The organism is Streptomyces sp. NPDC048111 (assembly GCF_043202815.1).
Lineage (GTDB): Bacteria > Actinomycetota > Actinomycetes > Streptomycetales > Streptomycetaceae > Streptomyces.
This window is the reverse complement of sequence record NZ_JBIDBD010000001.1, coordinates 168,880-181,615: the sequence shown is the minus strand read 5'-3', so window position 1 is coordinate 181,615 and position 12,736 is coordinate 168,880. Positions and strand designations below refer to the sequence as shown.

The following is a 12,736-nucleotide window of genomic DNA, read 5'->3' as shown; positions in this document are numbered from 1 at the left end:
CGGTGCCCTGTCGTCCGGTCGATCGTTATTGGCTGGCCGGGACGCGGCCGTTCTGCCAGCATCTGCGGATGCTCACGCTCACCGATGATCTCGGCCACCTCTCGTTCGTCGTCGCGGGCGACGGCTCACCCGTCGTTCTGCTCCATGCCGGGGTCGCGGACCACCGCATGTGGGACGAGGTCGTGCCCGGTCTGACAGAGGCACACACCGTCATCCGCTACGACCTGCGCGGCTTCGGCCAATCCGCCCTGCCCGAAGGCCCGTTCAGCGAGGCCGACGATCTGCGCCGCCTTCTGGACCACCTCGGGCACGACCGCGTACGGCTCGTCGGCGCGTCGTGGGGCGGACGGGTGGCCCTGGACTTCACCCTCGTCCACCCGGAGCGGGTGCACTCCCTCACGCTGCTCGCGCCGCCGTGGCCCGGATACGACTGGTCCGCGGACATGATCGCGTACGACGAGGAGGAGACGGCGGCGCTGACGGCGGGGGACCTCGACGCCGCGGTGCGCGTCAACCTGGACATGTGGCTGCGCGGCCCGTCCCGCGGCTGGGACGACGTCCCGGCCGGCCTCGCGGACCGGCTGTCGGGCCCGCTGCGGACCTCGCTGCAGAACCAGGACGCGGTCGGCGCGCTCTCCCAGGGCCCGGGCAAGGGTGCGGTGTCCGCCGTCCGGGTCCCCACCCTGGTGGGAGTCGGCGCGCTCGACACCCCCGACTTCCGGGCGATAGCCCGGCGCTACGCCACCGACATCCCCCGCGCCACCCTGACCGAATTCGCCTCCTCCGCCCACCTCATCGCACTGGACGCGCCCCGCGAACTGACCGGCGTGCTGAGCAAGTTCCTGGCCGATTGAGACAACGCTCACAGAGCAGGGCGACCGCGGAGCCGCGGAGAGGCGAAGCGGCGTGAACCGGGGGATACCCGCAGGCCAGGCGCGTCGCGGGCCCTGCGACAATCATCACGTGTCACAACATCCAGCAACCGCGGCGCCCGCCATCATCCTGGGCATCGACGACCTGCGCCCCCTGCCCCGCGCCACCCGCATCGCCCGTACCAGCCGGGAAGGCATCGCGCTCCTGGAGGAACACCGGGACCGGTTCGTCGACGAACTCTGGCTCGACCACGACCTGGGCGGCGACGACAGCATCCTGCCCGTGGTGACCCTCCTGGAGGAGGCCGCTTTCCACGGGCGCCCCTTCCGGATCGGCATGGTCTACGTGCACAGCGCCAACCCGATCGGGTCCGAGACCGTCGTGCGGTCACTCACACGTTGGAACTACCCCGTGCGGCGCGCCACGGCCTGAGGCGCCGGCCCGCGAGTGGACGCAGCGCCGCACGATGGTGGCGTATATGGCCATCTGCCCAGGTCCGGCAGGCGGTTGGGCGGCCGTTTCTGGTGGCGCCCATGGCTGGGCATTATGTCTACTTCGGCCCAGAATGGTGCACATTGTCGGCATCGGAGGATGGTTGCCAGAAGCTGGAGGGTGCGGGATGGTTGCCGAACGACAACATTCCCTACGAGCCTGTGAGGTGAGGGGTTCGCCCAGCGGATCCTCGAGATTTGGTGACTACCACCAACGCGGCAACCGACGGTCCCACTCAGGGGGCCTCCCTGTGGAGCAAAGCCCCCTATCCCGTCCTGATAGCTGATCGGCAGGGCGCGATCGTCCTGGCCAACGAGCCCGCCACGGTGCTGCTGCCGCGGGCGCGGCCCGGGACGCCGATGGCGGACGCCGTACCGGACTGGCTGGCGGCGGCCCATGCCGGGCTGAACGCCGCCGACGGGGACGAGGGCGACGGGGCCGCCATCGCATCGGGCCCCGTGGCCGAGCGGATCTTCGAGGCACATCCCACCACCGAGGACGGCGGCACCGTGCTGTGGTGGCTCGTCGACGCCACCGACCACCGGATCGCCCAGGAGGCTCTGCGCCGGGAGCGCAGCCGTACCGAGTTCCTCGGCAGGGCGTCCAATCTGCTGCTCTCCTCGCTGAACCTGGAGCGCTGCACCCACGTCACCGCACAGATGGCCGCCGGGCACCTCGCCGACGCCGCGGTGGTCGTCGCCCCCGTGCGCGGACACCGGATGCCGATCGTGACGTGCGAGCGCGGCGGCAGTCCGGTGCCCTCGGCCCCGAGCGTCGAGCCGGAATCCGTACCCGGCCTCGCCGAAGCGCTCCAGGGCTTTCCCCCCGTGCCCACCCGGTGGGTCGACCCGTCCGCGGTCCCCGACTGGGTACTGCCCGACGGCTTCGGGCCGGCCGGCTCGATAGTGGTCACCCCGCTGCCCGGGCACGGCGTACCGGCCGGAGCACTGATCCTGCTGCGGCGCGCGAGCAGTGCCGGGTTCACCGCCGAGGAAGAGGTCTTCGCCCGGCTGTTCGCGGCCCGCGCGGGAGCCGCGATGTCGGCGGCCCGCCTGTACGCGGACCAGTCGGCCATCACCGACGTCCTGATGCGCGAACTGCTGCCGCCCACCCTCCACCAGGTCTCCGGCGTGGACTTCGCGGGCGGCTACCGTCCCTCCGAGGACCACGAGCGGATCGGCGGCGACTTCTACGACGTGCACCACGCGGCAGAGGCGGGCGCGCCCTCCCTGGTCGTGCTCGGTGACGTGTGCGGCAAGGGCCTGGAGGCCGCCGTGCTCACGGGCAAGATCCGCAACACCCTGCACGCCCTGCTGCCGCTCGCCGACGACCACCAGCGCATGCTGAGCCTGCTGAACATGGCGCTCCTGAACTCCCACCACACCCGGTTCGCCACCCTCGTGCTCGCCTCGGCGGTACGCGAGGGCGGCTCGGTGCGGATGAGGGTGACCAGCGCGGGCCATCCCGCGCCGCTGATCGTGCGCGCCACCGGAAAGGTCGAGGAGGCCCGCACGCGGGGCACCCTGATCGGTGCGATCCCCGAGGTGCGCGCGGCCACCGACGAGGTGTTCCTGGCCCCCGGCGAGACCTGTGTCCTGTACACGGACGGTTTCACCGAGGCCAGGGGCGGCCCGATGGGCGACGTCATGTTCGGCGAGGAGCGGCTGCGACGCGTGCTGGCGGAATGCGCGGGCATGCCCGCCGAGAGCATCGTGGAACGCGTCCAGATGGTCGCCTCGCAGTGGGTCGGCAGGGGACGGCACGACGACATGGCCCTGGTGGTCGTCTCCGCGCCCCGCAACCACCACCTGAGCGCGGTGAACGGCCACACACGGGGCAGGTTCACCGCATGAGTACCGAACTTCGTACGGCGCCACCGGACACGGCGTCGTTGGTGACCGGGCTGTGGGAGGCCGTCCTCGCCGGCGACGAGTACGCGGCGACCGCCTTCGTGCACGGCGCCCTGGACGACGGCCACGATCCGGAGGGCGTGCTGCTCGACGTGATCGCGCCCGTCCAGTTCAAGGTCGGCGAAGAGTGGGCGGCCAACCGGATCAGCGTCGCGCACGAGCACGCGGCGACCGCCATCAACGAACGTGCCGTGGCGGCACTTTCCCTGCACCCGGCCGCCCGCACCACGCCCCACCGCGGGCGGATCACCGTGGCCTGCGTGGACGGGGAGTGGCACGCGCTGCCCGCCCGGCTCCTCGCCGAGGTGCTCAAACTGCGGGGCTGGCACGTGGACTACCTGGGCGCCCAGGTTCCCGTCCCGCACCTCATCGCCCACCTCCACCGCACCGGCCCCGGCCTGGTCGCGCTCTCCAGCTCCATCGCCACCCGGCTGCCCACCGCGCACGCCACCATCACGGCCTGCCAGGCCGTGGGCGTGCCGGTCGTGGTGGGCGGGGCCGCCTTCGGGCCGGGTGGACGCTATGCCCGCCTGCTCGGCGCGGACGCATGGGCGCCGGACGCCCGCTCGGCCGCCGACCGCATCGAGCAGAGCCCGCCGGCCCGGCCCGAGACCGGCCACCAGCCGATCGACGACCTGCCGCACCTGGACGACCAGGAGTACACGATGGTCACGCGCACGAGGACCGCCCTCGTGCGCACCGTGATGCGCGGCCTCGACGAGGCGTTCCCGGCCGTCCGGCGGTACAGCGAGGTCCAGCGCGAACGCACCGCCGAAGATCTGGCGCACATCGTGGACTTCCTCGGCACCGCCCTCTACCTGGACGACGCCGATCTGTTCACCGGATTCCTCGGCTGGACCGCGTCCGTCCTGGTCGCGCGCGGCGTTCCGGCGCAGAGCCTGCCGCCCGCCCTGCACCTGCTGGCGGGAGAGCTGAAGGACTTCCCCCGTGCCACCCGCTTTCTGCGACTCGGCGTCGACAGACTCGCCACCCCGCCCGCACCTCCCGCACCCGCCAGGAACCACCCGTGAGCAACCAGCCCTCAAGTCACCTGCGTCTGACGGCCGTCGACACGGCGACCGCGGTCCGCATAGAGCTGGACGGGGACCTCGACTACGACAACGGCGACGTCCTCCTGGACGCGGTCACCGACAAGCTGGCCGCCCAGCCCGGACTGCGCGACCTGACCCTGGGCTGCGCCGGACTCGGGGCGATCGACTCCACAGGACTTGCCACCCTGCTGATGATCCGCCGCCGCACGGACGCGGCCGGAGTGCTCCTGCACCTGGAGGACCGCACCGCACCGCTCGACCGGCTCCTGACGCTCACGGACACCCTGGACCACCTCACGGCGAGCCCCGCCGGCGCCGTGCGCGAGACCTCCGGCCCGGGCGAGCCCCGGGCGGACACGGAGGAAGCCATACCGGCCCGCCCCACCGGACCGGACGGCAGCGCCTGAGCCGCGCCACCGCCGACCCCGCGGGCGCCACGGCGACCGCAGTGCCCGACGACCGGTCGCCGCCCCGCCGCCCCGCCGAGCGCCGTCGCGGCTCCCGGCGAGGCGTGCGGACGCCGCGCGGGCCCGTCCCGGCCCTCAGACCGTACTGAGCGGATGCGCCGCCGTCGCCGAGCGCGGCGGCCAGGTGCCCGGGGCGAGGATGCCCAGCACATAGGCCCGCGCGACCAGCGCGGGACGGGTCTCGGCGTCCAGGAGTTCCCGCAGGCGACTCAGGTGGTAGTCGACCGTCTGCCGCGACAGGTTCAGGGACGTGGCGATGTCGCCGTTGCTGCTGCCGGCGGCCAGCAGGGACAGGATCCGGATCTGCGCGGGCGTCAACGAGGGGTGCGCGCCGTGCGCCAGACTCAGATGGGTGACGACCGCCCACACGTGCCGGGCCCGCGACACCGAGTGCCCGACCGTCGTCAGATGCAGCTGCGCGCGGCGCTGGCGCCCCTGGCTGTCCACCAGCACCGCTGATGTCTCCATCCGTCTGGTGCGCCGGGATATCAGACCCTGCCACCCGTGCCCCAGCCGGTCGAGGCCCGGATCCGCGGCCAGCAGGGTGTGGGCGCGCCGCCCCACGAGTTCCGGTACGCGCAGGCCGAACAGCTCGGCCGCCGCCGAACTCGCCGTCACCACACGCCCGTTGGGGGAGAGCAGCGCACAGGGCAGCCCGCTGTGGTCGCGCAGCGCGCTCAGGTCGTCCTCGGCCTCCTGGCGCCGCACCGTGGCCCGCAGGTGCTCGGTCACATCGACGTATATGCCCGCGACACACGTCCGCGCGCTCTCCCGCACGGGGAAGCGGTGCCCCACCGCGTGGCCCGCGCTGCCGTCGCGCCGCCGGTAGCGCAAGGTGTGGCGCACCGGGGTGCCCCGGGTGAGGATCTCCTGGTCGAGGGCGCGGAAGTGGGCGGCCTCGGCGGGCGGGTCGAAGTCCTCGATGTACTTGCCGACGAGGTCGGCCGGAACCGTGCCGTAGACGTGCGCGTAGGCATGGTTGGCCCACAGATAGCGGCCGTCGCTGTCGCGGATGAAGGCCGCGGCCGGAGCCAGGTTCACCAGGTCCGCGAACGCCGCGTACTGACGCGGCGCGTCGGGGCCCGCCCCGGCCCGCGCGGCCAGGTCGGGCGTCCGGCCGTGGACGTCGTTCTCGTCCGCGGGCCGGCCCGCGTCGAAGGAGCGGCCGTCGAAGCGGCCCTGCCGGGGCTCGTCGACCTCCCGCCAGAACACCGGATGGTGTTCGAGCAGCGCCTTGAGGCTTGAGTCGTCCACAGTGGTCTCTCCGTCCGTATGCGGCCTGTAGGCAACCGGCTGACGCACTGTCACATCGCGATGGGTATCCCGTCCCGATCCCGCGCATGCTCGGTTCTCGGCCGAATGACGGCCGGTCCATGAGCCCTGTGGCACCCCCCGATGCCCCAACACGGCCTGCTATTCAGGCATTTGCCTGAATGGAAGACGCCCCCCGCGGCGATGCGGACGCCGGTTGCCGTGGTCCCCTTGAGTGTGCGGGTGAATACGCTCCGACACGAACCCGGGGACATGTCCCCCGCGCTCGACGCGCATCACCGATCGGTACGACGACACGCATGACGTGGCCGGCGACCCCCACGGCCCCCACGCCGCGAGCGGCCCCGTACCGACAGTGACCCCGATCTGGACGAATGGAGACGAACTTCAGTGAGCAAGGTGCTGTTAGTGCATGCCAAGGGTGGTCCGCCGCTCGGTCACGTCCTGAACCGGACGGCGGCGAGGGCGGAAGTGCACCTGCTGGCGCTCAGCGCTCTTCCTCCCAGCGTGACGGACTGCGCCCGGACGCTGTGCGCCTCGGTCGAGACACCCGCCGACGCGGAACGCTCCGACCTGGTCTCCCTCATCGTTTCGCGGGCCGAGGCCGTGGGCGCGGACGCGGTGCTGACCTTCTCCGAATACGCGGTCGTGGCCGTCGCCGAGGCGTGCGAGGTGCTCGGGCTCAAGGGGGCGGGCAAGGCCTCCGAGCTCGCCCGGGACAAGCGCCTGATGCGCCGCACCTGGCACGAACACGGCCTCGCACAGCCGCAGTTCCGCGCCGTCGGTACGGAGGCCGACCTGCACGCGGCGGCCGACGTCCTGCCCTTCCCGCTGCTCCTCAAGGCGGCCTGGAGCGCGGGCTCCACGGCCCACCAGATCATCCGCTCCCCGCACGAGCTGTCCGACGCCTGGCACCGCTCCCGCGAAGTGATGGCCGAATCCGCTCAGTTGGGCTATGCGGAACTGCACGTCGCCGAGGCCCAGGGGCACTTCGTGGTCGAGCAGATCGTCACCGGCACCGCGTCCGACTGGTTCGAGGAGCCCGGCTGGGGCGACTACGTCAGCGTCGAGGGCGTCGTCGCGGACGGCACTTTCCACCCGGTGTGCCTCAGTGGCCGGATGCCGACGGTCGAACCGTTCACCGAGCGCGCCGGCATCACCCCCGCCCTGCTGTCCCCGGACGCCCAGGACCGTGTGGTGGCGCTCGCCCGCGAGGCCGTGGACGCGCTCGGTCTGCGCGACTGCGGCACCCACACCGAGATCAAGCTCGGCGCCGACGGCGGCATGTGGCTGATCGAGACCGCCGCCCGGTTCGGCGGCGCGATGACCGTGCCGCAGATCGAGGACGTCTTCGGGCTCGACCTCGTCGGCATGCTCGTGGACCACCTCGTGGGCCGGCCGGTCCAGTGGCCCGCACAGGCCCTCGGCCCGGCCGAGGCGCACGGCGCCGCCGGCTCCCTCGTCGTGCTCGCCGTCGACGGCCGGGGCGAGGCATGGCGGGAGCGCAAGATCTGGGACTTCCCGTCCGTCGCCAAGGAGGTGCCGCTGAGCCCGGGCAGCGAGCTGTCGGTGGTCGCCGAGAGTTCCCTGCCCGACGGCGACGTGGTGCCGGTCTACGACCCGGCGGGCGGTGCCAACACCATGGCGGCCCTGTGCCTGCTCTCCGCCGCCGACGCACGCACCGTGCTGCACGACTTCGAGACGCTGGTGGACGCCCTGCCCCAGGTCCTGCCCGCGACGCGCCCCGAGGAGGTCTCCGCATGACGGCCACCCTGTGCACCGGCGCCCCCGAGCCCGCCACCGACCGCACGGTGATCGGCGAGTACCTCTCCCTGCCGCTGTTCCGCACCCTCTCCGGCGTCCTGGCGGGACACCCGTACCTCAAGGTCGTCGTCGACCGCGCCGAGAACACCTGGCACCTGCTGGACACGCAGGCGCACCCCTTCCACGTGAACTACATAGCCACCCGCGTCCTCGGCATGGAACTCGCCGAACTCGACGCCGAGCTGGACGCCTTCAACGCCTCCGTCTACATGGACCCCGAGCGCCGGTTCCTGCTCGGTGTGCTGTCCCTGCACACCGACGAGGACGCCGAGGGGCGAGAGCGCACCTTCCTCGTCCTGGAGACGACCGAGGCCGACACCATGAACGGCGAACTCCTGGAGTACTTCTACGAGTTCGTCCGGGTGCGCGTCGACGGCAGGCTCCCCGTGCTGCTCAAGCCCGCCAACCACGGGCAGGAGGAGGAACTGGCGGCGATCAGCGAACTGCGCGTCCCGCGCATCCTGAGCCACGAACTCTTCGGCTCCCGCGTCCGCACGGCCCTCAACGTCGGCGAGGCCACCGGGCGGCTGCGGTACTTCCGCACGAGCGAGGAGTACACCGCCGCCGCGGCGCAGCTCGGCTGGGCCGACATCGTGGCCATGCCCTGCCTGCCCGACGACGTGCCCAGGGCGGCCGGCTTCGTCAACACCGCCCCGATCACGCCCCTTTCGCACACCAACGTCCTGGCTTCCGGCTGGGGCATACCCAACGCGATCGTGCGCGACCTGGACCAGCTCGTCGAGAAGGACGACCTGAACGGCGCGTGGGTGCGCTACCGGGTGAGCGAGGAGGAGATCACCCTCGACCGCCTGGAGCAGGAGCCGGAGCTGCGCGCCCCGGCCTGGCACCAGCAGCGCATCCGCCTGGAGCCGCCCAAGGTCGAGGACGCGCCCGTGCTCTCCCTGCACCGGCTGCGCGCCGCCGACCGCGACCGCTACGGCACCAAGGCGGCCAACCTCGGCGAGCTGCACCACGTACTCGACAGCCGCACCGCCGACCTGACCGCGTTCTACGGACGGCCCCGCCCCCCGCGCGAGGACCTCTACGGCCACCTCGCCACCCGGCTCGGCCTCACCGGGCCCTCCGCGGCCGAACTCCGTTCCCGCGCCGCCGACTTCGTGGCCGCCACCGTGGGCGCACCCGAAGGCGTCGCCCTGCCCTTCGTCCTGCAGCAGCACTTCCTCGCCTCGTCGCCCGCCATCCAGCAGGGCATCGGCAAGCTCAAGATGGCGCTCGAACTCGACGCCGTCGACGTCCTGGACTCGCTCTGCCTGCAACTGCAGCAGCTGATCCGCCAGACGCCGGTGCCCGAGGCGATCGTCCGCCAGATCGGGCAGGCCTTCCCCACGGCGCCGACCCCGGACCGGCGCCTGGTGGTGCGCTCCTCCTCCAACGCCGAGGACCTGCCCGGCTTCTCCGCCGCCGGCGTGTACGACTCGGTCACCACCGTCCACGGCACCGACCAACTCCTCGACGCCGTACGGCAGGTGTGGGCCTCGCTGGTGTCGCCGCGCAGCGTCCGGCTGCGCCACCAGGTCGGGATCTCCCTGGACGACACCTACATGGGCGTGATCATCCAGGAGTACGTGCCCGCCTCCTTCGGCGGTGTCCTGGTGACCTGCAACCCGACCCGGCGCGGCGACTTCCGCAACGTCTACCTCAACTGCACGCCCGGCTCCCCGGAACAGGTCGTCGACGGCTCGGTCCTGCCGCAGCAGTACCTGTACAACGTCGTCGAGGGCGGCGGGCGGACCGTCGCGCTCGGCTCCTGGGGCAAGGGGCTGCCCGCCGCCACCCGCGCCCGGCTCGCCGACCTGTCCCTGACCGGCCGGCTCCTGCAGTCCCACTTCAGCGAGCCCGATGTGGACGTGCCGCTCGACATCGAGTGGCTGATGACCGAGCAGGGCGACTTCCGGCTGGTCCAGATCCGCCCCTACGCCCTGTGAGCCCGCGCCTCGTGTCACGCCCCCGCAAGGGGGCCACGGGCACGCTCACGCACACCGCCCGCCGGATCATCCGGCTCAACTACGGCTTCCAGCTGCTGTTCAACCTGCTGTGGTGGATGCCGGTCTTCTACGCCTACCAGAAACAGGCCGGGCTCTCCGACGAGCAGATCTTCGGCATCCAGAGCATCTACTACGTGGCGTTCTGCCTGTTCGAGATCCCCACCGGGCTCATCGCCGACCGCATCGGCGCCCGCAACTGCCTGCGGGCCGGCGCGGTCGTGATGACGGCGGCCAACCTGGCCCCCGTGTTCAGCGCCTCGTACAGCGGCTTCCTGCTGCACTTCCTCGCCATCGCCGTGGGCCGCTCGCTCACCTCGGGGGCGGCGAGCGCCTACCTGTACGACGGGCTGCGGGCCGAGAAGTGCGACGACCGCTACCTGAGCGCGGAGGGGGCGGCGCGCGCCTGGGGGCTCGCGGCCAAGGTCGTGTGCTGGCCGCTGGTCGGCCCCCTGATGGCCGTCTTCCACTCGGCCCCGTACGTGCTCAGCGCCGCCAGCGCCGCCGGATCCCTCGCCTGCGCCGTGGCACTGCCACGTCTCGCGGGGACCGGGCCCGGGGCCGATGGCCGGGCGGGTGGGGCGGCCAAGGTGCAGGAGGGCGGCGGGCGCCGGGGCCGTGCGTTCCTGCGGGACGCGGGCACCGCGCTGCGCTGCGTCGCGGGATCGCGCTGGCTCGCCCTCGTCATGGTGCAGGGCGTGGCGGTCTTCACGCTCTCGCGCATCTGCCAGGTCAACCTCTTCCAGCCGATCCTGCTCGACCACGGCATCGCGGAGGCCTCGCACGGCGGTGTACTGGCCGCGATGACGGTGGCGGAGGCGGTGGCATCGGCCCGGCCCCAGTGGCTGAGCCGCCGCCTGCCGCCGGTCGCCTGGGTGTCCCTGCTCAGCCTCGTGCTCGCGGGCGCCCTCGCGGCCATGACGCTCGGCGGTCCGTGGGCCGTGGTCGCGCTGCTCTGTCTGTTCGCCGCCGCGACCGGCTTCGTCTATCCGGTCCAGCGCAAGCTGGTCAACGACGCGGTGCCCGCCGGAGCCCCGCGCGCCACGCTGCTCTCGGTCGAGAGCATCGTGGACCGCGCGGTGTGCGCCCTGGCCGCCATCGCGGTGGGCGCCTATGTGTCGGCAGGGCACCTCGACGCCCTGCTTTGGCACAGCGCGCTCCTGACCGCCGTCCTGCTCGGAGCGGTCCAACTGCTGCTCCGCAGCGGGGTGGTGAGCCAGGAACGCGCCGCCGCGGCCGCCGGTGGACCGGGCCGCGACGGCGTCCGCGCGACGGCGGAGACCGACGCGGAGGTGGGTCAGCGCGGCAGGTGACTTAGAAGGTCGACCAGCCACACCGGCAGGAAGGCCGGCCGGTGCGGCTGGTCGACCTGGTACGCCACGAAGCCGAGCGAACGCGCGACCTGGACCTCCTGCGTGGTCTCCGCCTGGTAGACGAGGGTGCACCGCCCCGACCGGGCCGCGGCGCGCTCCCACAGGGCGGGCGCCGGCTTGCGCTCCGCGTCGGTGCGCGGGGTGAGGACGCGGTCGCCGAAGTCCTGCCAGGCGAAGGGCACGGCGCCCTGCCAGGTGGCGTCGACCTCCTGCTTGAGGCGGGCCGCCCGTTCGGCGTCGGTGGTGCCCCAGGAGGGCGGCACATTGGTGATCAGGCCGACCTTGATGTGCCGTTCGCGCAGGGCCCGCAGATACGCGGCGGCGCCGGGCAGGTATCCGGTGCTGCCGTCCTCGGCCGTGTGCACCAGGGTCTCGCCGAGGTCGAAGTACACGACGGGGCAGGCCTGTTGGGCGGTGGTGCGCTCCAAGGGTGCGTGGGTGTCCGACGGGACGCCCGGGCTCATGGGCGCCGCCGCACTCGACGTGGCGCACAGCAGGGCCGACGCGAGGGCCGCGCCGAGGCCGAGGCCGGCCCGGCGCACACCCCGCAGTTCGGTTCGGTTCATGGCGTCGTCCCCCATCGTGGTGCGCATCCCGGGGATGCGGATATGGCCGGTACATGTCATACGGTTGAACGGATGACGCCGAGTGTCTCACGCGATGGCCGGAATCCGGGGTGAGTGCGGAAACCGTAGGTGGGGGAGGGTAGTTGGCCCCGCACGGGCGGGCTCGGCCCGGCCTCGCGGAGCAGGGGCGGCGCCGAGGTGCGTCCGTAGCGGGGGCGGTGCGTCCTTGCGCCCGGGGGCCGGCCCGGCCCTGCCTCAGCGGGCCGCGGCGTCGATCTGCACCGGATAGCCCGCCCGCAGCACCGCCACGGACGACGGCGGGGTGAGCACGGTGGCGGTTCCCGTCCGGGGGAGCGGCAGGCGCGCCGCGTAGCCCGAGGGCGACCAGCACGTCAGGTGCTCCTCGGTGACCAGAGCCGGCACCCCGTCCGCGCCGAGGACGAACGTGCCGACGGGCAACTCCCGCCAGGGCATGGCGTGATGGCGCCGCAGATGGGTGCCGCGGACGATCCGCTCGCCGTGCAGCTGCCGGTTCATCTCCCGCGCGAACGGCGGCGCGCATCCCAGGCCCTCGGCCCAGGCCTGCCGGTACGTCTGGTACGCGCCGTGGCGGCACTCCCCGCACGGCCGGTGGCCGGCCGCGAAGGAGACCGCCTCGTCGTGGAAGTACAGATGCGTCCAGCGCCGCGGCAGCCACTGCTCGCGCCACCGGCCGCGGAACTCCAGCGCGCAGGTGATCCACAGGTCACCGGCGTGGAACCGCACGATGTCGTGCCCCTCGTGCAGCACGCCGCGGTTGCCGGTCCAGGCACCGCGCAGCGCCGTGGTGATGATGTCTCCGGTGGGCGTCACCCTGTTGCGCTGCGGGCTCATCGCCGTCCCTTCCCCTGCCGTGCGTGATCCT

11 protein-coding genes are annotated in these 12,736 nt (G+C 72.7%); 8 read left to right on the top strand and 3 right to left on the bottom strand.

The genetic code is table 11. The features are described 5' to 3' along the window. Positions 1-68 precede the first annotated feature (68 nt). The 5 genes from ACGF3I_RS00815 to ACGF3I_RS00795 all read left to right on the top strand — a co-directional run bounded on the left by ACGF3I_RS00815 (position 69) and on the right by ACGF3I_RS00795 (position 4,734). A complete protein-coding gene (locus ACGF3I_RS00815; protein ID WP_393128338.1) occupies positions 69-854 on the top strand; it encodes an alpha/beta fold hydrolase in 786 nt (261 codons plus the stop codon). A 109-nt stretch (positions 855-963) separates the two neighbouring features. Beyond that, on the top strand, positions 964-1,305 hold the full coding sequence (locus ACGF3I_RS00810) for a cyclic-phosphate processing receiver domain-containing protein (protein ID WP_393128337.1): 342 nt from the start codon (positions 964-966) through the stop codon (positions 1,303-1,305). A gap of 260 nt (positions 1,306-1,565) precedes the next feature. Continuing rightward, complete coding sequence (locus ACGF3I_RS00805) at positions 1,566-3,218, top strand: PP2C family protein-serine/threonine phosphatase (RefSeq protein WP_393128336.1); 1,653 nt, start codon at positions 1,566-1,568, stop codon at positions 3,216-3,218. Further along, on the top strand, positions 3,215-4,306 hold the full coding sequence (locus tag ACGF3I_RS00800) for a B12-binding domain-containing protein (RefSeq protein WP_393128335.1): 1,092 nt from the start codon (positions 3,215-3,217) through the stop codon (positions 4,304-4,306). The genes ACGF3I_RS00805 and ACGF3I_RS00800 overlap by 4 nt, the downstream gene beginning before the upstream one ends. Further along, positions 4,303-4,734: an STAS domain-containing protein gene (locus ACGF3I_RS00795; protein WP_393128334.1), complete on the top strand. Its 432-nt coding sequence runs from the start codon at positions 4,303-4,305 to the stop codon at positions 4,732-4,734. Before ACGF3I_RS00800 ends, ACGF3I_RS00795 begins: the two co-directional genes overlap by 4 nt. A gap of 135 nt (positions 4,735-4,869) precedes the next feature. Here the strand turns inward: ACGF3I_RS00795 and ACGF3I_RS00790 are convergent, their stop codons facing one another. Further along, positions 4,870-6,048 (bottom strand): PAS domain S-box protein, encoded by a 1,179-nt coding sequence (locus tag ACGF3I_RS00790; protein WP_393128333.1) that lies wholly within the window; start codon positions 6,046-6,048, stop codon positions 4,870-4,872. A gap of 408 nt (positions 6,049-6,456) precedes the next feature. Here ACGF3I_RS00790 and ACGF3I_RS00785 point away from each other — a divergent pair, with 408 nt between their 5' ends. Genes ACGF3I_RS00785 through ACGF3I_RS00775 form a run of 3 tightly spaced genes read left to right on the top strand, consistent with a single transcriptional unit; the run spans position 6,457 to position 11,206 of the window. Beyond that, the gene (locus ACGF3I_RS00785) at positions 6,457-7,830 is read left to right on the top strand and encodes an acetyl-CoA carboxylase biotin carboxylase subunit family protein (protein WP_393128332.1); all 1,374 of its coding nucleotides are present in this window, start codon (positions 6,457-6,459) and stop codon (positions 7,828-7,830) included. After that, on the top strand, positions 7,827-9,836 hold the full coding sequence (locus ACGF3I_RS00780) for a PEP/pyruvate-binding domain-containing protein (RefSeq protein ID WP_393128331.1): 2,010 nt from the start codon (positions 7,827-7,829) through the stop codon (positions 9,834-9,836). Before ACGF3I_RS00785 ends, ACGF3I_RS00780 begins: the two co-directional genes overlap by 4 nt. 11 nt (positions 9,837-9,847) lie before the next feature. After that, complete coding sequence (locus ACGF3I_RS00775) at positions 9,848-11,206, top strand: MFS transporter (RefSeq protein ID WP_393128330.1); 1,359 nt, start codon at positions 9,848-9,850, stop codon at positions 11,204-11,206. Here the strand turns inward: ACGF3I_RS00775 and ACGF3I_RS00770 are convergent. After that, positions 11,191-11,832: a hypothetical protein gene (locus tag ACGF3I_RS00770; protein WP_393128329.1), complete on the bottom strand. Its 642-nt coding sequence runs from the start codon at positions 11,830-11,832 to the stop codon at positions 11,191-11,193. The two genes, ACGF3I_RS00775 and ACGF3I_RS00770, sit on opposite strands and share 16 nt — an antisense overlap. A gap of 255 nt (positions 11,833-12,087) precedes the next feature. Continuing rightward, positions 12,088-12,705, bottom strand: a complete 618-nt coding sequence (locus ACGF3I_RS00765; RefSeq protein WP_393128328.1) for a hypothetical protein — start codon at positions 12,703-12,705, stop codon at positions 12,088-12,090. Between the last annotated feature and the right edge of the window lie 31 nt (positions 12,706-12,736).